The sequence below is a fragment of the Tenacibaculum finnmarkense genomovar ulcerans genome (assembly GCF_900239495.1).
Taxonomy (GTDB): domain Bacteria; phylum Bacteroidota; class Bacteroidia; order Flavobacteriales; family Flavobacteriaceae; genus Polaribacter; species Polaribacter ulcerans.
The window spans coordinates 191656-215081 of sequence record NZ_OENE01000015.1 but is presented as its reverse complement, the minus strand read 5'-3'; the positions used below and the strand labels follow the sequence as shown (position 1 = coordinate 215081).

Annotated in this window: 16 protein-coding genes and 1 tRNA gene; 6 read left to right on the top strand and 11 right to left on the bottom strand. The window is 31.5% G+C overall.

The window, feature by feature from the left end; genetic code table 11:
- Positions 1 to 16: 16 nt before the first annotated feature.
- Positions 17 to 3193 (top strand): type I restriction endonuclease subunit R, encoded by a 3177-nt coding sequence (locus DPIF8902391_RS06070; protein ID WP_172505314.1) that lies wholly within the window; start codon positions 17 to 19, stop codon positions 3191 to 3193.
- 250 nt (positions 3194 to 3443) lie between these two features.
- Positions 3444 to 4136, top strand: a complete 693-nt coding sequence (locus DPIF8902391_RS06065) for a M48 family metallopeptidase (RefSeq protein ID WP_058885708.1) — start codon at positions 3444 to 3446, stop codon at positions 4134 to 4136.
- 56 nt (positions 4137 to 4192) lie between these two features.
- Here DPIF8902391_RS06065 and DPIF8902391_RS06060 read toward each other — a convergent pair.
- A tRNA-Ser gene (locus DPIF8902391_RS06060) sits at positions 4193 to 4277 on the bottom strand.
- Between the two features lie 289 nt (positions 4278 to 4566).
- Here DPIF8902391_RS06060 and aroC point away from each other — a divergent pair.
- Positions 4567 to 5628: a chorismate synthase gene (aroC, locus tag DPIF8902391_RS06055; RefSeq protein WP_172505313.1), complete on the top strand. Its 1062-nt coding sequence runs from the start codon at positions 4567 to 4569 to the stop codon at positions 5626 to 5628.
- A 90-nt stretch (positions 5629 to 5718) separates the two neighbouring features.
- On the opposite strand, the gene DPIF8902391_RS06050 is transcribed toward aroC, so the two are convergent.
- From DPIF8902391_RS06050 to DPIF8902391_RS06015, 8 genes are all read right to left on the bottom strand, one after another.
- Positions 5719 to 7365 (bottom strand): pyruvate dehydrogenase complex dihydrolipoamide acetyltransferase, encoded by a 1647-nt coding sequence (locus DPIF8902391_RS06050; RefSeq protein ID WP_172505312.1) that lies wholly within the window; start codon positions 7363 to 7365, stop codon positions 5719 to 5721.
- 3 nt (positions 7366 to 7368) lie between these two features.
- Positions 7369 to 8364: a pyruvate dehydrogenase (acetyl-transferring) E1 component subunit alpha gene (gene pdhA / locus DPIF8902391_RS06045; protein ID WP_058885705.1), complete on the bottom strand. Its 996-nt coding sequence runs from the start codon at positions 8362 to 8364 to the stop codon at positions 7369 to 7371.
- A 141-nt stretch (positions 8365 to 8505) separates the two neighbouring features.
- The gene (locus DPIF8902391_RS06040; RefSeq protein WP_172505311.1) at positions 8506 to 9186 is read right to left on the bottom strand and encodes a hypothetical protein; all 681 of its coding nucleotides are present in this window, start codon (positions 9184 to 9186) and stop codon (positions 8506 to 8508) included.
- Between the two features lie 341 nt (positions 9187 to 9527).
- Positions 9528 to 10220 (bottom strand): M15 family metallopeptidase, encoded by a 693-nt coding sequence (locus tag DPIF8902391_RS06035; RefSeq protein WP_172505310.1) that lies wholly within the window; start codon positions 10218 to 10220, stop codon positions 9528 to 9530.
- A gap of 35 nt (positions 10221 to 10255) precedes the next feature.
- Entirely contained in the window at positions 10256 to 11542 is a 1287-nt protein-coding gene (locus DPIF8902391_RS06030; protein ID WP_172505309.1) for a DUF445 domain-containing protein, read from the bottom strand.
- 380 nt (positions 11543 to 11922) lie between these two features.
- Positions 11923 to 13611, bottom strand: a complete 1689-nt coding sequence (locus tag DPIF8902391_RS06025; protein ID WP_172505308.1) for a PspC domain-containing protein — start codon at positions 13609 to 13611, stop codon at positions 11923 to 11925.
- Positions 13604 to 13948: a PadR family transcriptional regulator gene (locus DPIF8902391_RS06020; protein ID WP_058885700.1), complete on the bottom strand. Its 345-nt coding sequence runs from the start codon at positions 13946 to 13948 to the stop codon at positions 13604 to 13606. Before DPIF8902391_RS06020 ends, DPIF8902391_RS06025 begins: the two co-directional genes overlap by 8 nt.
- 18 nt (positions 13949 to 13966) lie before the next feature.
- A complete protein-coding gene (locus DPIF8902391_RS06015; protein WP_198912918.1) occupies positions 13967 to 14416 on the bottom strand; it encodes a DUF4870 domain-containing protein in 450 nt (149 codons plus the stop codon).
- Positions 14417 to 14620: 204 nt separating this feature from the next.
- Here DPIF8902391_RS06015 and DPIF8902391_RS06010 point away from each other — a divergent pair, with 204 nt between their 5' ends.
- On the top strand, positions 14621 to 15085 hold the full coding sequence (locus tag DPIF8902391_RS06010; RefSeq protein ID WP_058885698.1) for a DUF4442 domain-containing protein: 465 nt from the start codon (positions 14621 to 14623) through the stop codon (positions 15083 to 15085).
- A gap of 83 nt (positions 15086 to 15168) precedes the next feature.
- On the opposite strand, the gene DPIF8902391_RS06005 is transcribed toward DPIF8902391_RS06010, so the two are convergent.
- Positions 15169 to 16560, bottom strand: coding sequence for a TlpA family protein disulfide reductase (locus DPIF8902391_RS06005; protein ID WP_172505307.1), 1392 nt, complete (start codon positions 16558 to 16560; stop codon positions 15169 to 15171).
- A 211-nt stretch (positions 16561 to 16771) separates the two neighbouring features.
- Positions 16772 to 19321: an ATP-dependent Clp protease ATP-binding subunit gene (locus DPIF8902391_RS06000; protein ID WP_172505306.1), complete on the bottom strand. Its 2550-nt coding sequence runs from the start codon at positions 19319 to 19321 to the stop codon at positions 16772 to 16774.
- Between the two features lie 302 nt (positions 19322 to 19623).
- Between DPIF8902391_RS06000 and gyrA the strand changes: the two genes are divergently transcribed.
- Positions 19624 to 22164: a DNA gyrase subunit A gene (gyrA, locus tag DPIF8902391_RS05995; protein WP_172505305.1), complete on the top strand. Its 2541-nt coding sequence runs from the start codon at positions 19624 to 19626 to the stop codon at positions 22162 to 22164.
- 18 nt (positions 22165 to 22182) lie between these two features.
- Positions 22183 to 23418: a tetratricopeptide repeat protein gene (locus DPIF8902391_RS05990; protein ID WP_058885694.1), complete on the top strand. Its 1236-nt coding sequence runs from the start codon at positions 22183 to 22185 to the stop codon at positions 23416 to 23418.
- Positions 23419 to 23426: the final 8 nt, after the last annotated feature.

Below are 23426 nucleotides of genomic sequence, written 5' to 3'. Positions count from 1 at the left end.
CTAAATAAAAAAAACTATGAAAAAGTCACCCGAATATATAGATAGCGAATTACCAGCAATCGAATTATTTAAAAAATTAGGCTACCAATATTATAATGCGAGCGAAAAAAAAGAACGAGAAAATATTTCTGAAGTACTTTTAAAAACTCGTTTAGAAAGTGCCATTAAACGTATTAATCCATGGATAAATGAAGTAAATTGTGCCAAGGCAATAACAGCTTTAACGGCTGTAAATGGTGCGTCGTTAATGGAAAATAATGAGCAAATTTGGGAATTATTACGAGGCGGAAATTTTACAGTAAAGCAAGTTATAAATAGCGTTGAGGTTTTTAAACCTGTTTATTTTGTCGATTATAATACACCAGAAAACAATGATTTTTTGGTGGTAAATCAGATGCGATTTAAAAATAGATTAGATACAATATCAATCCCTGATTTGGTGGTTTTTTTAAACGGCTTGCCAATTTCAGTAATAGAATGTAAATCGGCAAGTTCAAGAAATGCTTGGGATTCGGCTTTTAGCGATTTAAAAGAATATGAAAATTTAAACGAGAAATTATTTTATTACAATCAAATAAATGTAGGTATTTGGGGTGTTGGTGCAAAATATGGCGGGGTAAATGCCCCGCAACAATTTTATTCGGTTTTTAAAACATCTAAAGAAGATACCGAAATTATAGAAAAATCAAACTGTGAACAAGATAAACTAATACGTGCTTTATTTAAAAAAGAACGGCTTTTAGATATAATCCGTCATTTTGTAATTTTTGAAACCAGCCAAGGAATTACGGTTAAAAAATTACCACGATATCAGCAAATAAGAGCAACGAACAAAGCAATTAGTCGTTTACAATCGGGAGAAGGTGGCGTAGTTTGGCATACCCAAGGCTCAGGAAAATCATTAACGATGGTATATATTGCCCGAAAATTACAAGCACCAGAATTTGGTTTTAAAAACCCAACGGTGCTAATTTTAACCGATAGAAAAGATTTAGATAGGCAAATAAACACGACCTTTAGAAATGTCGGATTTAAAAATGTAAATCAAGCGAGTTCTGTTGTTCATTTAGATGGATTACTACGCAACGATTACGGAGGAATAATAACAAGTACAATTCAGAAATTTCAAGAAAAAGACCCAAAACAAACTATTTCTATCGACCAAACCGAATTGGAAGAATCTGGTAATTTAAAATATGAAAAACATATAAAAGATAGGTTTTTAATAAAAATAACCAAAGAATTAAAGGCAGATAAATGGGTTGAAATTGAGCGTGAAGAAATACCTTTAGAAGAACTATCAAACAAAGAAAACTTGTATGTTTTAGTTGATGAAGCCCACCGAAGTCATTACGGATTTTTAGCGTCGTTTATGCGAACAGTTTTACCACAAGCAAAATTTGTAGCTTTTACAGGAACGCCAATTTCAAAGCAGGATAAATCGACATTAAACGAGTTTTATGGAGGCGATTATATTGATGTTTATACGCTAACCCAAGCGGTAGCCGATAAGGCAACACTTCCTTTATTATATGATGAAGGTATTGCAAAATTATCAGTTAAAAAAGAAGCCTTAGACAAAGAATTTGAAGAGGAATTTGGGCATTTATCAGAAGCTAAAAAAGATAAATTAAAAAATGAAGCCTTACAGAAACACCTTATTTCAGAAAAAAGAATTAATGACATTTCAAAACATTTAATTACTCATTATCGCACTAAAATATATAAAAACGGACATAAAGCGATGTTGGTTTGTAGCGGAAGAAAACACGCAATTAGGTATCAAGAAGCCTTAGATAAATTAAAAAAAGAAGGATTTCATAATTTTGAAACCAAAGTAATTATTAGCCTTGGTTCGGTTAAAAAAGATGCTATTGCGAAAGAATATTACGAAACATTAAAATGGAATGAAGAGAATCCGAAGGATAAAAAACCAATTTTTGTAGTTCCGACAAATCAAATTAAAGAAGTTACCGATAATTTTAAATTGCCTTTCGGAGAAATATCAGCCACCGAAAAATCAGGAAAAAAGAAGCATGATAATACGGCAATAATAATTGTATCTGATATGTTACTTACAGGTTGGGACGCACCAATAGCATCTTGTTTGTATTTAGATAAATCGTTAAAAGAGCATAATTTATTACAAGCAATTGCCAGAGTAAACCGTACTAGAAAAGGAAAAGAAGTAGGTTTAATAATGGATTATAACGGAATTACAAGCAATTTAATTGAGGCATTAGAAATTTTTTCAGGCGATATAAAACCCGAAGATATTTTAAGAAATATAAATGAAGAATTGCCAAAATTAGCAATGAATCACCATAAATTAGTTGATTTTTTTAAGCCGATAAAAATTGATAGCCTTAAAAATAGAAAAGCATATATCGATAAAGCATTGCTATTTATTGAACCTCTTGACAAAAGAGATACTTTTAAAGTATTGTTAAAAGCCTTTAAAAAATCGATGAGTATTGTATTGCCTAATAAAAAAGCACTAAAATATCAATACGATTTTAAGCTTTTTAATGACATAAAATTAACAGCCAAAAACTTTTTTCCTGATGATGATGAATTAAAAACCACCAAAGAAGAAAGTGAAATCTTACAAGCAATGGTCAATGAACATTTAACAGCAACAGGCGTAGAAAATCTGTTAGATGAGCCAATTTCTATTACTGATAAAGATAAATTTAAGGCAGAAATAATGAACGCATCGCCAGCCACCAAAGAGCTAAAAATGCGTACGCATTTAAAGCATACCATAAAAGTTGGCATCGATAAAAACCCTGATTTTTACAAGCCATTAGCACAGCGTTTAGAGGAGTTATTCAAGTTGAAAGCAGCGGAGCGTATTGGGCAATTAGAATTATTTAAAGCCTATTCAGAAATACAAGATGAAATTATTAATCAGCAAAAAGAAGGCGAAGAAAAAGGGTTTAAAACCACTGGAGAACGTGCTATTTATGATTCTATGAAAGTATTATTTGCCGAAGATGCTCAAAATATGACCAAAACAATGTTTGATATGATTTCTAAAGAATTAGAAATTATAGATTGGCAAGAAAAAGGGCGTGTGAGAAATGACATTGAAAAGAAAGTTAAAAATCATTTAAAAACCGCCAAAATTGCCGATAATCAAGCAAAAATAAAAGCAAAAGAAATGATTGCTGTTTTAATTAAAAATTTGTAACCTGTTTAAATTTCATCTGAAAAAAAATATAACGGAAAAATAAGGAATCGAATCCGTTAAACTAAATTTATTTCAGCATCGCATCCTGATTTGCCGTAGTTTTTATCGGATTTTTGTCAATTCGAGTTATTTTAATGACTAAAAGGAATTTGAAAGAAAAAAATCACTAGAACTGACAGGTGTTTTATAAATTTTTGAAATAAAATTTTATTGATTAAAATTTAAACAGACTCTAATTAAAAAACTAAAAATGACTAAAGTAGCCTACGGAAATAAAACAATTGACTATTTTTTTGAAGAAAATAATCAGTTAAAATCGCATTATATTAGTGTAGAAAAACACATAGGTGTTGTTTTAAAAGGGTGTTTTATTACTGAAAAAGAACAGCAAAAATTAATTTTAAAAAAAGCTTCTTGGATTTTAGAGAAATTAGCCTTGGTTTGTGCAATCGATGTTGATGCGATTGTTACAGGTTCACGAATGCAATATTTAGGGCGAAAATACTATGTTCAACTTTTAATTGATGATGAAATAAAAAATATTGAAATTGATTTTACGGCATCTAAATTTAAAATTTCATTACCAAATTCTTTAAATAATCAAGCCGATTTAAAAAATGCTTTTGAAGTTTTTTTTAGGCGTAAAGCTATTGAAAAAATTACGCCAAGAATAAATAAATGGGCTAAAAAAACAGGCTTATCTTTCAAAGAATTAAAAATAAGAAAACTAGAAAAACGCTGGGGAAGTTGTACGGCTTCTAATACAATTATAATAAATATTGACGCAATAAAACTGCCATTTAGTTTAATTGATTATTTAATTGTACATGAATTGGCACACACAAAAGTTAAAAATCATTCAAAAGAATTTTGGGCAGAAGTGGCTAAATATATGCCAAATTGGAAAAAATTAGATGCCAAAATGGATGAAATGAAATTGTAATTTTTTTATAAATAACCACAAAAAAAAACCGAAACAACTAAATGTTTCGGTTTTTGCGGAGAAAGAGGGATTCGAACCCCCGGTACCTTGCAGTACAACGGTTTTCAAGACCGCCGCATTCGACCACTCTGCCATTTCTCCAGACCTGCTAAACAAGTATTAGTTGTTAGCGGTTGCAAATTTACAACCTTTTTCTGTTTCTAGAAAATAAAAATTGATTTTTTTTAAGCTTAAAATTATATAAGCGCTATTTTAAAATATTTGTTATTGTTTATCAGTAGGTTATGTGAATGTAAATATTTAAAAAAAATTTAGATAGATATACAAAAGATAGCATTAGTGTTATATTTATACCTATTTGATTAGTTTTTGGTGTTTTTTTTAAGAGAATTATAATTTTTAAATTACTTTCGTTTTAAAATAAAGAAGCATGTTTAATTCATTTGGAAATATATTAAAAGTAACCACTTTTGGTGAATCACACGGAACGGCAATAGGTGGCGTTATTGATGGTTTTCCAGCAGGAATGGACGTAGATTTTGAGGCTATTCAACAAGAGTTAGACCGTCGTAAACCTGGGCAATCTAAAATTGTAACCCAACGTAAAGAACCTGATACTGTTGAGTTTTTATCAGGGATTTTTGAAGGGAAAACAACAGGTGCTTCTATTGGTTTTGTTATAAAAAACACCAATCAGAAAAGTAAAGATTACAACCATAATACCAATGTATATCGCCCATCGCACGCCGATTATACCTACGATAAAAAATACGGAATTAGAGACTATAGAGGCGGAGGGCGTACCTCGGCACGTGAAACTGCAAATTGGGTGGTTGCTGGAGCCTTGGCAAAACAACTGATAAAACATATTAATATTGATGCTTTTACCTCATCGGTAGGCGATATTTTTATTGATAAACCTTATCAAGAGTTAGATTTTTCTAAAACAGAAAGTAATATTGTTCGCTGCCCTGACCAAAAATCAGCAGAAATAATGATTGCTAAAATTCATGAAATCCGAAAAGCTGGTGATACTATTGGAGGTACGATTACTTGTGTAATACAAAATATGCCTGTTGGATTAGGAGAACCTATTTTTCATAAATTACACGCCGAATTAGGAAAAGCAATGCTTTCAATTAATGCGGTAAAAGGTTTTGAATTTGGTAGCGGATTTTGCGGTGCTAAAATGAAAGGCTCTGAGCACAACGATGTTTTTAATGAAGATGGAACAACACAATCTAATTTATCAGGAGGAATCCAAGGAGGAATTTCAAACGGAATGGATGTGTATTTTCGAGTAGCTTTTAAACCCGTAGCTACGATTATGACAAATCAGCAAACTATAAATTCTGATGGTGAACTAACCGAAATTCAAGGAAAAGGTCGTCATGACCCTTGTGTTGTGCCAAGAGCTGTACCAATTGTAGAGGCTTTAGCGGCATTAGTTTTAGCTGATTTTTATTTGATTGATAAAATGCGTACAGTATAAAAATAGTGCTTTTAAAATGATAATTTAATCCCATAAAAAAATCCCAAGCATTTGCTTGGGATTTTTCAGTAAAATATATACGTTAAAAACCTATGCTAACATGGTAACAGGGTTTTCAACAAAAGTTTTTAATGTTTGTAAGAATTGAGCACCTACAGCACCATCAACCGTTCTATGATCACAAGCTAAAGTTAATTTCATGGTGTTACCAACAACAATTTCACCGTTTTTAACAACAGGTTTTTGTACAATTGCACCAACAGATAAAATAGCAGAATTCGGCTGGTTGATAATCGAAGTAAAACTTTCGATACCAAACATTCCTAAGTTAGAAACCGTAAAAGTACTTCCTTGCATTTCGGCAGGAGCAATTTTTTTGTTTCTAGCTTTACCAGCTAAATCACGTACCGAAGCACCAATTTGAGTTAAACTTAACGCATCTGTATGTTTTACAACAGGCACTACTAAACCTTCATCAACAGCCACGGCAACACCAATATGAATATGACTGTGGAATAATGTCGTATTATCCGTCCAGCTAGTATTTACATTCGGGTGTTTTTTTAATGCCATAGCACACGCCTTAACAACCATGTCGTTAAATGATACTTTCGTATCAGGAACAGCATTAATTGTTTTACGAGAAGCCATTGCGTTGTCCATATCTACTTCAATATTTAAGTAGAAATGAGGTGCAGAGAATTTAGAGTTTCCTAATGCTTTAGCAATTGCTTTACGCATTTGAGAATTTTTAACTTCTGATGTGTTTTCTTCTCCAGCGATAGCAAAATTAGTTGCTGTTACCGATTTAGAATTAGTAGGAGCTTCAACTTTAACAGCGGCAGGAGTGTAGTTTTCTACATCCTTTTTAACGATACGTCCGTTTTCACCAGAACCTTTAATTGCTGTTAATTTGATTCCTTTATCTTTTGCTATTTTTTTAGCTAAAGGAGAAGCAAATATTCTACCTCCAGAAGTTGTTGTAGTTACTGTTTCAGTAGCTACTTTAATTTCTTCTTTAGAAGTCACTTTAGGAGCCTCTTCTTTAGGAGCTGTTTTTTCTTCTGATTTTACATCCGCAGAAACACTTGTATTTCCTGAGTTTAAAGCTGAAAGTACGGTAGCAACATCAGTTCCTTCTTTACCTATAATAGCAAGTAAAGTATCAACAGGAGCAGCTTCGCCTTCTTGAACACCGATGTGTAATAAAACACCTTCGTTAAAAGATTCGAATTCCATAGTAGCCTTATCAGTTTCGATTTCAGCTAAAATATCACCCTCTTCAATAGTATCGCCTACATTTTTTAACCAAGAAGCAACAGTTCCTTCTTCCATGGTATCACTTAAACGTGGCATGTTAATTACAACAACACCTGCTGGCATTGCTACAGCTTCACTTTTTACAGCGACCTGTTCATTAACAACAGCTTCAGCTTTAGGAGCTTCTTCAATTGTTGCAGCAGCAGTACCGCCGTTTAATAAAGCAGAAATATCTTCCCCTTGTTCACCAATAATAGCTAATAAAGTATCAACAGGAGCAGCTTCGCCTTCTTGAACCCCGATGTGTAATAAAACACCTTCGTGAAAAGATTCAAATTCCATGGTAGCTTTGTCAGTTTCAATTTCAGCTAAAATATCGCCTTCTTCAATGCTGTCACCTACATTTTTTAACCAAGAAGCAACAACTCCTTCTTCCATTGTGTCGCTTAAGCGAGGCATGTTTATAATTGTAGCCATGGTTTACTTTGATTTTATAAATGGATAATCTTCTTGTTCATATACCATATCGTGTAATTGACTTACTTCAGGATATGGAGAATCTTCCGCAAATTTTTCACATTCACTTACCGATTCTTTTACTTCTTTTTTAATCGCTTCAATTTCATCAGCAGAAGCGTATTCATTTTCTTTAATGATATCTAATACTTGCGTAATAGGGTCAATTTTACGGTACTCAGCAACTTCATCTTTTGTACGATAATGTTGAGCATCCGACATTGAATGTCCTCTATAACGGTAGGTTTTCATTTCTAAGAAAGTTGGTCCTTCACCACGACGCGCTCTTTGAATAGCTTCATCTACAGCTTCGGCAACTTTAATAGGATTCATTCCGTCAACAGGTCCACAAGGCATTTCGTATCCTAAACCAAGTTTCCAGATATCGGTATGATTTGCAGTTCTTTCAACAGAAGTTCCCATAGCATACCCATTGTTTTCAACAATAAATACTACAGGTAATTTCCAGGTCATTGCCATGTTAAAAGTTTCGTGTAATGAACCCTGACGAGCAGCACCATCACCAAAACAACATAATGTTACGGCATCATTCCCTTTATATTTATCACCAAAAGCCAAACCAGCTCCTAATGGAATTTGACCACCAACAATTCCGTGACCACCATAAAAACGGTGTTCTTTCGAAAAAATATGCATAGAACCACCCATACCCTTAGAGGTACCAGTAACTTTACCATATAATTCTGCCATTACACGTTTCGGGTCTTCCCCCATACCAATTGGTTGTACGTGGTTACGGTAAGCGGTAATCATTTTATCTTTAGATAAGTCCATTGCGTGCAATGCACCTGCTAAAACAGCCTCTTGACCGTTATATAAGTGTAAAAACCCTCTTACTTTCTGTTGAATGTAAACAGCGGCTAACTTATCTTCAAACTTTCTCCAGAAAAGCATGTCTCTATACCAGTTGATATAGGTTTCTTTAGTGATTTTATTCATTATATATTAGTTGTTTATTTAAAGTTTGTTTGTTGCGCTTGTCTTAAAACGCAACTACAAAAGTAAGTAGTTTTTAGTAATTTTAAAAAAGTTCTTGTTAAAATTTACACACAGGTTTTTTTATTTTTAAAACCGCTTAAATTATTGCTTTTGTTTGGCAATAATAATAGTCGCTTTTGCACCTGTAGCCAAGTTCCATTGATTTGCCGAAATTAGTGCTCCATTGGCGTTATAAATTTTAAAACCAGCAGTGTTTGGTCCTGAACTCCCTTGGTTTAGCGCTAAAATATTTATGGTATTAATTCCTTGATCTAGCGATATTTTAAAAGATTGATATCTTTTTTGAAGAATTAAGTTTGTAACCACCGGAATATTATTGACTAAAATAGTCACTTTATCGCCATCAGGATATTGAAAATCTCTACAAATAATGGTAACACTTTTATCTTTTGTGGTAAAACTTCCTAAATCTTGATCAATAATAGGGTACACATAGCGTCCATTTATCTTTTGAAAAGCTTTTAAATATTGTTCTTCTGCAATTTTCGCTTTTGTTAAAATCCCTTTATTTTCAAAAGCACTTTTGGCTTGTTTTTTTTCATATTCTTTTTGCTGTTTGCTGTGTGCGTTTTTAAAACCGTTATTATTTTTAAAATCTAACGATGTTGGTTTTTTTAGCTCTTTAGCAGCAGTAGGAATACGACCAAATGCACCGGTATTATTTTTCTTATTTCCATAAGAAGCATCAAGTTGTGCAAAAGCATGCGAGCTTATACTTACTGCAAAAATTACTATAAAAAAATGTATTGTTTGTTTTATCATATCAAAATAAATCTGAGCAAATATAATGCCGTCGTTTTTTGTATTTCTCAATAAAGCGTTAAAACATATTTATTTGAAGCAATTTCCCGCTTTTCGCACTCGCTTTTTTTATTTTTCAAAAGAAAAAAATAAAAAAGAGCTCAAACAATTGCTACAATCGGGGCTAGGCATTTTGCTTTTTTTGTATATTTTTCGATAGTAAGAAAATAGTAAACATCATGCTGAATTTATTTCAGTATCACATCAACAGGAGAACTACGGAAAATCAGGCTGCGATTTCTTATTTTTATGTGATAAAACTTTTTTTCAGATGAAATTTAAACAGGCTCTTAGTATTTAATTTATTGAACAGGAAATTTAAAATATGTTTTAGGAAAAGGTTCAAAACGCAGGGTAAAATGCCACCATTCTTTATGGTACGCCCTAAAATTATGCGCCTTCATAACAGCTTGTAATAATTTTCTATTTTCTAGCTGTTTTTTAGTCAATTTAGGGTAAGAAACATTTGAGGATATTCCGAAAAAATCAAAAGGACTTCCCATATCTAATTCGTTGCCTGTTTTTAGATCAACAATTGTTAAATCAACAGTGCTACCACGAGAATGCCCTGATTTTGAAGCAATAAAACCTTTTTGAAATAAATGCCGTTTATTAATTGTAGGATAATACTCTTGTTTCATTAATGTGTCATTTATAACACGTGCCCATTTTACAAAATGATTCACCGCGGTTTGCGGACGATAGGCATCAAAAATTTTAAGACTCAATCCTTTTTTTAATAAATTCTCCTGGACTTTTTTTAGCGCTTTTGCCATCGCTGTGCTTCCTATAAGTACAGCTTCTTGGTAGCCATTTATAGAAGTTCCTACAAAATTATTTTTAGAACAATAGCGCATTTCTTGCTTAATTGTAGGCGCAATATCTTTTAAATACGAAAAATTTTTAGGAAGTTTTTGTTGTTCTTTTGTAAGTGTTTTTTTTTGTGCGTTAGCAATAAAAGAACAAAATACTAATAAATAAAATAGTTGTTTCATTAAGCAAAAATAAGTAATTTGTTTTGTTGTAAAAATTACAGGTTTAAAACTGTTGTTTTTATGATATATAATATCATTCCAACGACACCTCCAACAATTGCGCCATTAAGTCGAATATATTGTAAATCATCACCCACTTTATCTTCAATTTGTTTTACCAAATCTTCGTTGTTTAGGTTTTCTAAACTTTCAGAAACCGTGTTTGCAATTAAATGATGATTTTTATGAATTGTACTAACCAATAGCTTTTTTAAAGAAGCATCTGCTTTTTCAATAAGCTCGGTATTTTTAGAAAAATCGCTTATTATTTGGGTAGATTTTTGTTTGATAAACTCAATAAAAACACTTTTATCATCGTTTAATTGTTCTTGTAATTTATTTTGTAGTGAGTTTACTAATTTTGAAACAATACTTTTTGATTCAATATTGCCGATTAATTTTTCTTGCATATTTTGAATTGAAGCAAGTGCGTTTAAATTTCCAATTTCTAATTTTTGAGCAAAATCTAGCAGTTCATTTTCTAATCTTTTACGCAACGGATGTTGTTTGTCTTTTGCTATTTCGTCTAATAAATCATTGATTGATTTTACTAGTTTATCAGCTATGCTTTCATTGTTTAATCCGCCGAATTTCTGAGCTGTTTTTACGGCAATAAGCTTAAACGTACTTTCTTTTTTTAGGTTTTCAGATTGGTTTGCAATATTTTCTACAAGCATGTTGCGAGTTTCATCACTATTAATGGTTTTAGAAACACTCGATAAAGCAACCTTCCAAAGTTCAGAATGTTCTTGGTTTTTGAGTGCTTTTTGTAGCCAAATACCTAAAGGCTTACCAAGCTCGATGCCTTGTAATTCTTTTTTTAGCATTTTTTCTAAATAGGGTGTAAGTTTTGAAAAATCGGTATTTTTTGAAAATTGCAATAAAATATCTTGTAAAAAATGAATGATTTTTGATACATTTTTTTCCTCTTTCAGCGCCGCTACTATTTTATCGGCAATAGCAACCGATTTTATTTTATCGGCTAAACTTTCTTTCGAAAGCCATTCGTTAGAAACCAAATCAACAATACCGTTAGAAAGTTTAGCCCTTGATTTAACAATAATATTGCTGTGTTTGCTAATTAACGGAATAGGAATTTCGGCAAATAATGCCCGTACCGCAAACCAATCGGCACAGCCACCAACTACGGCAGCCTCAAAACCAGCTAATAAAATATGCCAGATGATATGTGTTAAAAATTCAGTTTTAATACCTGCGATTAGCAGCAGCATCCCAAGGGTTGCGATGGCTAAAGAAAGTGCGCCTTTTTTTGGTAATTTCATTTTTTATGTAAAAATAAGTTTTTAAACATAAAAAAGCCAAAACAGTAACGTTTTGGCTTAGAGCCTGTTTAAATTTCATCTAAAAAACTATTGTAACATAAAAATTAGAAATCGAATCCGTCAAACTGAATTTAGTTCAGTTTCGCATCCTGATTTGCCGTAGTTTTTAGCTTTTTTTGATAATTCTTGTCAATTCGAGTGATTTTAATGACTAAAAGGAATTAAAATTGTATCGAGAATTTGAGTTCTTTTATGTTGATGAATTTTATACAAAAAAGTTCTCGATACAATTTTTTTGAAGGAAAAAAATCACTCGAACTGACAGTTTATTTAATTTTTAAACAGACTTTTAGTAAAAAAATATTAGTTATCGTGTTATTCTATAAATCTGAATTAGCATCATGGCTATCATCATTATCATTATCGTAATTATTATTATCATCATTATAATTATTAGAAGAGTTACAATCAGTACATTCAAAACCTTTCGAAGTCATTTTAAAATGATGATTTGCCATGTCACGGTCATAAATATCTTGAGTGTTTTTAATGTCGTCAATAAATTTACCAGCTGAATCTTCAAAATAAATTATTGTATTTTCAGGAATATAAACAGTTGCTTTAATTTCTTCGTCTTTCCATATATTTTTATAAGCACTTAAAAAGAAGGCATCGAAAATAATACTGTTATTTACTATCTTAAAATTATATTGAATTGCCTGCGCGTTATCATTTGCTTGCTTGCGTTTTTTACCTTCGGATGTTTTTTTAATTTCGATATAAGCAACCTGAGTTTCGCTTTTACGAACATCAATATTTATATCGTTAGAATATTTCATTTTAATATCATTAACCATTACATTTTCAGCGTTATTTCTATTGCTTAAATTATGGCTGTAATACATGTTATCATCATTAACAACGCTAATTTTTAAAGGCTGTTCTTTGGTGTAATTAATCGTGTGTTTATTCACATTAGCACCATTATAAGCATGCGTTGTAGCGTATTCAATACCTGAAAAACCAATCGAAAATAACGACAGTAACCAAACACCTAATAAGATGAAAACAGTTGTTGTATTTAATTTTTTAACTGATGGAGATAATATTCTTAATCCTAATATGAATAATACCATCATCGGAATTCCAATCAATAAAAATAATGAAATTGCTAACAACCATTTAGGCAACATAGCTTCATAAAAAAACGGCGGATACTGTACAAAATCGTTATCAACATTTAAAATTTCAAAACTACCAATTGAAAATGCTCCAAATAATAACGCAAGTATAGTACTAGCAGCAATAAAAATTAATAATATCCCTATAAATTTACCAAATATTTTAAATAATACACGTAAAATTTCACCTATTATACCTATAAAATCTTGTAGTTTAGAGTTTGTTTGTGAGCGAATTTTTTCATAGTCGGCACTTGAAAATTTATCAGATATTTCACTAGCCCCATCTTTTAATTTTTCGGATAAAGACTCAAACTCGTCGCGAATTTTTTTTTCAATAGTATCAATATTTACCGCTTCGCCTTGCATCTGTAATTTTTCAGAAGTTGTTTTTGCTTCGGGCAATAAAACCCATAAAATAATATAGGCTAAAGGTGAAAAACCAGAAGCAACTAAAATGATAAAAGCAAGTCGAATCCAAATAACATCAATATTAAAATAATGCGCAATACCCGAACAAACACCGCCTAAAAACTTGTCATCGCCATCTCTAAATAATTTTTTAACACTTCCTTTTTTAGCCTTATAATTAGAAGAGTAATCATCGCTGTAAGTGTCTTGTGTTTCCGAATAATCTTCCGGTTGCCCCATAATGGTAATGATTTGTTCAATATCATTTTCATTAATAACCTGGCGTACATCTGTTATTTTTTCAGATAAAAGTTCACTAATACGTGCTTCAATATCTGAAATTATTTCATTTTTACCCTGCGGATCATCATTTAAAGAATTAGCGATAGCCTTTAAATAATAGTTTAATTTCTGATAAGCAATTTCATCTATATGAAAGAAGAATCCGCCTAAGTTTATGTTTATTGTCTTATTCATCTTTAGTTGATTTTGTAGTAGTTATTAAATTTACAGCGTTCACTAAATTCCCCCAAGTTTTGTTTAATTCTTTTAAAAAAAGCCCCCCATTTTCTGTTAAAACATAATATTTTCGTGGTGGTCCAGAGCTTGACTCTTCCCATCTGTAACTTAGTAAACCTGCATTTTTTAAGCGTGTTAGTAAGGGGTAAATTGTTCCTTCAACCACAATCATTTGGGCACTTTTTAATGTTAGAAGTATTTCAGAAGTATAGGCATCTCCATTTTGTAAAATAGATAAAATGCAATATTCTAAAACCCCTTTTCGCATTTGTGCTTTTGTATTTTCAATTTTCATATACGATGGTTTCTAAGGTTATTTTATAAATTTAATGCTAAAAGGGTATTGATATTCTTCTCCTTTATTCGCTTTTATGGAAGCGATAATAATTAAGGCGATGCTACTTATAAAAATGGTCAGCATTAAAAACCCACTAATAAATAAGCCGATGATACTAAAAATACTGAAGTATGTGTGGTTTGTATCAAAATTAAATGAGGGTTTGTTATAGATATCTATAATAACGTTTCCGAAAAAAAACAAGCTTAAAAATAAAAAAAATACGGTGCTTGTTATAAAAAGATATAAGGTATAGCTAAGGTTAAAATTAACAGCCTCTTTGCCGTGGTTGTTTAAAAATAAAGTATCACTTTTAAATACCTGCCATAAAATTAAAGGCGCAATAATATTTCCTAATGGAAAAAAATATCCAGTAAAAGCGGATAAATGTATTAAAAAAACATTGGTATTTTCGTTATTTGGCATAATGGTGTGTTTTAAATACTACTGTACTATGCAAATATATATCTTTTAAAAGGTACTTTGTAATGCATAGTACTGTATTTAACATTTTTTTAACATTTGTAAATGTGTTATTATTTTTTGAGTAGAGATATAAAATACCTGAAGTTGTTGTTTTTGTTGACTTTAAAAGAAAAGAAGTAAATTGCGTTTAAATATTAAGATAAAATGAAATTTACACCTCGAAAAATAAATTTATTTACCTTGTTCAAACTGCCATCGGCATATATCTGCGGAATTAGAGTACAGTCTATTTCTGAAGAAAAATCAGCCGTAACGGTAAAACATCGTTGGATAAACCAAAATCCTTTTAACAGTATGTTTTGGGCAGTTCAAGGAATGGCAGCGGAGTTGTCTACAGGTATTTTGGTTATACAAGCTATTCAGGAATCAAACCGAAAAGTATCCATGTTGGTAACTAATATGAATGCAACTTTTACCAAAAAAGCAACGGGAAAAATTCAGTTTTCATGCAATGACGGATTGGCAATAAAAAAAGCAATTCAAAAATCAGTTGAAACAGGCGAGGGGCAAACTGTTTTAGTAACTTCACAAGGAATTAATAAAGAAGGTGTTTCGGTATCAAAATTTGAATTTGAATGGAGTTTAAAAGTGAAATCAAAAGCCATTTAATTATATATCGTAATTTTAATCAAAAAAAAACCGCAACTAATTGCGGTTTTTTTGAGTTTTATGAGTTTTTGAAAGACTAGAAATTATATTCCTAATTCATCAAATATATTTGTTAATTTTTCTCCTTGAGAAGGTGCAGGTGCATTTGGGCTTACAATTGTTCCGTCAGGCGCAATAATGATAAACTTAGGCAATCCTTTAATTAAGAATTTTTGAGCCCATTCTAAGTCATTTTGTTTTTTACCACTAAATAACTGAATTCCTGTCATTTCTCGGTCAATTATTGTTTGCTTCCATTTTTCATGTTGTTTTTTATCGTCAACACTAATACTTACAAACGTTAATTTTTTTCCGTGGTATTCTTCCTCTAAATTCTTTAATAAAGGAATTTCTCTTTTACAATATGCACACCAAGTTGCCCAAACATCAATATATAAATAGTTACCTTTATTTAATAAATCATCTAAAGAAGTTGTTCCGCCATTATAGTTTTCAAAATTTGAAAATTTTGGAGCAGGTTGTCCTTTTGCTGTTGTTTTTAAAATATTGTAAGTTTTAGAAATTTCTTTTTTATGTTTTTCATTGGTAGAATATGCAATGAATTTATCATGAAATTCTTTTAAATGAGGTGTAAAAGTAATGCCATTTTTTGCATTTTTATATAATAAATCGTTTTTAGCAATACTGCTATTAACCTCCGCGTGTGTAGTTTCTAGATAGGTTAAATAGTAACATTTTCCTTCTTCATTTTTTTCTTTCGCTAAAAGGTCCAATTGCGTTTCTAGCATTTTACGGTATGCATATGAATTTACATAATCTTCATCGCTACTATAATTGAAACCATTAAGTGGGTTTGGAAAATCTTTTGAAACTGCAAACTCTTCATTTTCGGTTAAAGTGGCGTAAAAATCTTGATAATTACTTAAATTTCTTAAATATTCGTAGTTAATATTTTTAACTTCTTTCTTTAAAAAATTGGTAGGTAAATTATTTGAAATAGATAAGGTAATTAATGCTTCCTTATATTGATTCATTTTTTCTAAAAAATCACCTTCTTCTAATGAAAACAAGTTGTTGGCGTTTATTAAAATTTCACTAAATTTTTTACCTTTTTGAACAAAGTAATTATTGATGTTAGCATTGCCTCCTTCAAATTTAATACTCGTGTTATTTTTGTAGTCAAAAATAATTTTGGTATTTACAGTATCAGAAAGGTATAATTTTATAGGTTTTTTATTTGCTATAAGCGTATAATAACCTTCTTTACTAATTTTTAAAGTATCTAAAAAAGTTCCTGTTTTTTTATTGAATTTTATTTTTTTGTTAAAGTTAAACCCATTTAAAGTAACGTCTCTTTTTTTGAAATTTTCAATTTTTCCAGATAAAACAAGATAATCTTTTACAGGCTTAGGTTTTTCTTCTTTACAGGAAATAATGCTAACTCCTATTAGTGCTAAAAGCAGTATTTTTTTCATCGTTTACGGTTTATGTGATTGAAGGTTTTTAAAGGGTCAAAGTTACTTTTTTTAGGTTTTTTATCAAAAGAAATTAGTAATATATTTACTACAGATTTTGTTTTTTTGATATATTTTAGTTATAAGTAGCTTTTTTAATGGTAATGATAGCTTTTAAAACAAAACTCCCAAGTAAATACTTAGGAGTTTTTAGTTGAATTCTTCAATTATTTTATTCTTTTACCTCTGTTCGAGATTCTTCTGATTTGATTCCTTTTTCAATATTAATAACAAGTGTATTGCTTTCTGTGTCTAAATCCATCGAAATAGTATCGCCTTCGTCTAGTTTAGAATTTACAATTTCTTCTGCTAAAGCGTCTTCAATGTATTTTTGAATAGCTCTTTTTAAAGGACGTGCACCGTATTTTTTATCAAAACCTTTATCGGCAATATAATCTTTTGCTTTTTCGCTTAAGATTAATTTATAGCCTAAATCGGCAATACGAGCTAATAATTTTTCTAATTCAATATCAATAATTTTATGAATATCTTCACGTTCTAGGGCGTTAAAAATAATTACATCATCAATTCTGTTTAAAAATTCAGGAGCAAACGATTTTTTTAAAGCTCCTTCAATAATGCTTTTTACGTGGGCATCTTCTTGGTCTTTTTTAGAGGCTGTACCAAAACCAACACCGCTACCAAATTCTTTTACTTTACGAGCACCAATATTAGATGTCATAATGATAATAGTATTTCTAAAATCAATTTTACGCCCTAAACTATCGGTAATATGCCCGTCATCTAAAACCTGTAAAAGCATGTTAAAAACATCAGGATGTGCTTTTTCAATTTCATCTAAAAGAATTACAGAATACGGTTTTCTACGAACTTTTTCAGTTAATTGACCACCTTCTTCATACCCTACATATCCTGGAGGCGCTCCTATTAAACGAGAAATAGCAAATTTCTCCATATATTCACTCATATCAATTCTAATTAAAGAATCGGCAGAATCAAATAATTCACGGGCTAAAACTTTTGCTAATTGTGTTTTTCCAACCCCTGTAGAACCTAAAAAGATAAATGAACCAATTGGTTTGTTAGGATCTTTTAAACCAACGCGATTTCGTTGAATTGCTTTAACTACTTTGGTAACCGCTTGATCTTGCCCAATAACTTTACCTTTAATCATGTTAGGTAAATCGGCTAAACGATGGCTTTCAGCTTCAGCAACTCTGTTTACAGGAATTCCTGTCATCATAGAAACCACCTCAGCAACATTGTCTTCAGTTACAATTTCTCGGTTTAGTTTAGAATCTTCTTCCCATTGATTTTCAGCAGATACTAAGGCTGTTTCAATGTTCTTTTCGTCATCACGAAGTTTTGCTGCTTCTTCATATTTTTGCCCGTTTACTGCGGTTGTTTTATGCTTGCGTATTTCTTCTAACTTAGCTTCTAACTCTAAAATTTGTTGAGGTACTACAATGTTTGTTATATGAATTCTTGACCCTGCTTCATCTAAAGCATCAATAGCTTTGTCAGGTAAAAAACGATCTGTCATATAACGATTCGTCAATTTTACACAAGCTTCAATAGCTTGGTCGGTAAATGATACTTGGTGATGCGCCTCATATTTACCCTTAATATTGTGTAAAATTTGTACTGTTTCATCAACAGTTGTAGGTTCAACAATTATTTTTTGAAAACGACGTTCTAATGCGCCATCTTTTTCAATATTTGTTCTGTATTCATCTAAAGTTGTAGCTCCAATACATTGAATTTCGCCACGCGCTAAGGCTGGCTTTAACATATTTGAAGCATCTAAAGAACCTGTTGCACCTCCTGCACCAACAATGGTATGAATTTCATCAATAAATAAAATGATATCGTCATTTTTTTCTAATTCATTCATTAGCGCTTTCATGCGCTCTTCAAACTGTCCACGGTATTTTGTACCGGCAACTAAGCTAGCCAAATCTAAAGAAACAACTCTTTTGTCAAATAAAATTCGAGATACTTTTCGTTCTACAATTCGTAAGGCTAATCCTTCTGCAATTGCTGATTTACCAACACCAGGTTCACCAATTAACATTGGATTGTTCTTTTTTCGTCTACTTAAAATTTGCGATACACGTTCAATTTCTTTTAAACGCCCAACAACAGGGTCTAATTTTCCAGCAATAGCAAATGCCGTTAAATCACGACCAAAATTATCTAAAACAGGGGTTTTAGAAATTTTTGCTTGTTTCGCCTTTGAACCTTGCCCAAAAGGATTTGAGCCTTGACCAGAAGGGGCATCTTCTGAAGGTGTTTCGGCAGTTGGAGAAGAAAAATTATCTTCTATATGAAGTTCTTTGTAAAGAGCTTTCGTAATTTCATAACTTACATCATGTTTTTGAAGTAGTTTTGTTGCAGGATCATTTTCATTACGTAAAATACATAATAATAAATGTGCTGTATCTATTGAATTACTTTGATATAACTTTGCCTCTAAAAAAGTTGTTTTTATCGCTTTTTCTGCTTGCCTTGTAAGATGTAAGCTCTTTTTTTCGAGGTTTTCGATTGATAGTGTAGTTGGGTTTAGTTTTTCTAACTTACTACGCATCAATTCTAAATCTACATCAAAAGTAGTTAAAATTTCGATGGCTTTACCGTCTCCTTTTCTAATCAAACCTAGCAGTAAATGTTCTGTTCCAATAAAATCATGCCCTAATCGTAAGGCTTCTTCTTTACTGAAAGTAATTACATCTCTAACTTGTGGTGAAAAATTATCTTCCATAAAATTAATTTGTATAGTTACTACGTTTTTTCTTCTTAAAAATAACAAAAAATATGCCACTACTTTTTAGCGCATATTTTTTAGTGATTCTGTGGTGTTAAATATACGTTGTTAATGTTTAAAAACCATTAATATCGTTGGTTAAAACAATAAGTATAATTTTTGTATAAAAGAAGGCTTTGTAGTATCTTGCAATGTTTTAAGAAATACAGCTGATTTTAGCGTATTTTGTAAATGAATTTTATAAGGTATAAAGTTCATTTCTTTATAAAAATGATAACTAATATTTTAAAGAAATATATATGGCAGATGGCGAAAAGTTGATTCCGATCAACATTGAAGAGCAAATGAAATCAGCGTATATCGATTATTCGATGTCGGTTATTGTATCAAGAGCATTACCAGATGTAAGAGATGGGTTAAAGCCAGTTCATCGAAGAGTTTTATTCGGTATGCACGAACTAGGTATAAAAGCAACAGGTTCATATAAAAAATCTGCAAGAATTGTAGGGGAAGTACTAGGTAAGTATCACCCACACGGTGATACTTCTGTATACGATTCTATGGTTCGTATGGCACAAAACTGGAGTGTGCGTTATATGATGGTTGATGGGCAAGGTAACTTTGGTTCTGTTGATGGAGATTCTCCGGCAGCAATGCGTTATACCGAGGTAAGAATGCAAAAAATATCCGAAGATATGTTGGCGGATATTGAAAAAGATACTGTTGATCATCGTTTAAATTTTGATGATACCCTACAAGAACCAACCGTATTACCAACCCGTATTCCTAACTTATTAGTAAACGGAGCGTCAGGTATTGCAGTAGGAATGGCAACCAATATGGCACCACACAACTTAACAGAAGTTGTAAACGGAACGATTGCTTATATTCAAAATAGAGACATTGAAATTGATGAGTTAATGGAACACATCAAAGCGCCCGATTTTCCTACAGGAGGAACTATCTACGGCTATGAAGGTGTTAAAGATGCTTTTCATACTGGTAGAGGTCGTATTGTAATGCGTGCTAAAACTAGTTTTGAAGAAGTAAAAGCAAGAGAATGTATTGTTGTTACTGAAATTCCGTATCAGGTGAACAAAGCAGAAATGATTAAAAAAACTGCCGAGTTAGTTAATGATAAAAAATTAGAAGGAATTGCGAATATTCGTGATGAATCTGACAGAAACGGAATGCGTATCGTTTATATTTTAAAACGTGATGCAATTCCTAATATTGTATTAAATAAATTATACAAATATACCCAATTACAAACCTCATTTAGTGTAAATAATATTGCACTTGTAAATGGTCGTCCTGAGCAGTTAAACTTAAAAGAATTAATTCATTATTTTGTTGAACACAGACACGAAGTAATTGTTCGTAGAACTGAGTTTGAATTAAAGAAAGCACAGGCAAGAGCGCATATTTTAGAAGGATTAATTATTGCTTCGGATAATATCGATGAGGTAATTAAAATTATTCGTGCCTCTAAAAATGGTGATCAAGCTCGTGAGAGTTTAATTGAGCGTTTTGAATTAACGGAAATTCAGGCAAAAGCCATCGTTGAAATGCGTTTGCGTCAATTAACTGGTTTAGAGCAAGACAAATTACGTGGTGAGTTTGATGAAATTATGTTAACGATCACTGATTTAAAAGATATTTTAGCCAATGAGCCAAGACGTTATCAAATAATTACCGATGAACTAATCCATATTAGAGATAAATATGGAGATGAACGTCGTTCTGAAATTCATTATGCTGGTGGCGATATGCGTATCGAAGATATGATACCAAACTCTAAAGTAGTCGTTACTATTTCGCATGCAGGATATGTAAAACGTACCAATCTTGATGAATATAAAGTTCAGAATAGAGGCGGACGTGGGCAAAAAGGCGCAACGACTCGTAATGAAGATTTCTTAGAGCACCTATTTGTAGGGACAAATCATCAGTATATGATGTTTTTTACTCAAAAAGGAAAAGTGTTCTGGATGCGTGTGTATGAAATCCCCGAAGGAGGAAAGAATACCAAAGGTAGAGCGATGCAAAACTTAATCAACATTGAACCTGATGATAAAGTAAAAGCATTTTTAGTTACTGAAGACTTAAAAGATGAAGAGTACATCAACAGTCGTTACGTAATTATGGCTACTAAAAAAGGTCAGGTTAAAAAAACTTCTTTAGAACAGTATTCTCGTCCAAGAACTAACGGAATTAATGCCATTACAATTAAAGAAGGTGATGAGCTTTTAGAAGCAAAATTAACTACTGGTGATAGTCAAGTAATGTTAGCTTTAAAATCGGGTAAATCTATCCGTTTTGAAGAAGCTAAAACGCGTCCGATGGGAAGAACTGCATCAGGAGTTCGTGGGATAAGTTTACAGCATGATAAAGATGAGGTAATAGGAATGATTGCCGTAAATGACATGGATAGTAATATCTTAGTTGTTTCTGAAAAAGGATATGGTAAACGATCTAAATTAGAAGATTATCGTGTAACAAACCGTGGTGGAAAAGGAGTGAAAACTTTAAATATATCAGAAAAAACAGGTGATTTAGTTGCGATTAAAAACGTAGATGATTCAAATGATTTAATGATTATTAACAAATCGGGGCTTACCATTCGTATGGCTGTTGAAGATTTACGTGTAATGGGACGTGCAACACAAGGTGTTCGTTTAATTAACATCAAAGAAAATGATAGCATTGCCGCAGTAGCAAAAGTAATGCGTGAAGAAGAGGTTGAACAGGTTGAGCAAGAAGAAACGGAAGTTCAAGGCGAAGTAGCATCTGAAACTGGCACGGAAATTGAAAACAACACAAACGAAGATCAAGAATAACAATAAATAAGTACTACAATGAAAAAACAATTAATAACACTTTCTTTAGGATTAGTATCATTAGGTTTAGTAGCTCAAAAATCAGAGTTAAAAACAGCAGAGAAAGCGATAAAAAAGTTAGATTATAAAACAGCAATTACTACGTTAAATGCTGCTGAAAAATTAGTAATAGCTAAAGGAGAAAGTAAATACACTTCTAAATTTTACTTTTTAAAAGGAAAAGCATTGGCTGCTACAAAAGACTATCAAAATGCTGCAACAGCATTAAATAGTTTATTAGCAATGGGTAAAACCAAATATACCGAAAAAGCGAAGCCTATTTTGAATACTATGATTCAAGAAGTTTCAGGAAAAGCGGTTGATTTTTATAACAATAAAAAAGATTATAAAAATGCTGCTGAAAACTTTTATTTAACCTATTTATTAAGCCCTAAAGATACTTCTTTTGCTTACAACGCAGCAATATCTGCAACACAGGCAAACGAATATGATGCCGCGATTAAATACTACAAAGAGTTGCGTAAAATTGGTTATACAGGTATTGAAACTCAATATTTAGCAACCAATAAATTAACAGGTAAAGTTGAAAACTTAGGGTCTAAGAAGCAAAGAGATTTAATGGTTAGGTCTAAGCAATATATCAAACCTGAAAATAAATCAACAGCATCTAAATCGGCTACTATTGTTAAAAATGTAGCATTATTGTTAAAAGAACAAGGAAAAACCGATGAAGCTATAGCTGCGTTAGCAGAGGCAAGAAAAGAAAATCCAAAAGATTTAAATTTATTGTTAAACGAAGCTGATATGTATATCAAGCTTAAACAAATGGATAAATTTGGGGAATTAATGAAAGAAGCGATTGCTTTAGATCCTAAAAACCCAACATTATACTATAACTTAGGAGTAGTTAACTTCAATGAAGGTATGGTAGATAATGCTAAAAAATATTACAAAAAAGCCATTGAGTTAAATCCTGAGTACGGAGATGCTTATATGAATTTAGCTGTTGTTGTATTAAATAAAGATAAAGCAATTGTTGATGCGATGAACAAGAATCTTAATAACTTTAAAAAGTACGATGCTTTAGCGTTAGAACAAAAAGAAGTTTATAAAGAAGCGTTGCCATTTTTAGAAAAAGCAGATACAATTAAAAGGTCTGTTGATACTGTTAAAACCTTAATGAACTTATATGAAGTTTTAGAAATGGAAGCCAAAGCAACTCAATATAGAACCTTGTATAAAGCAATGAGATAGTATTTTAA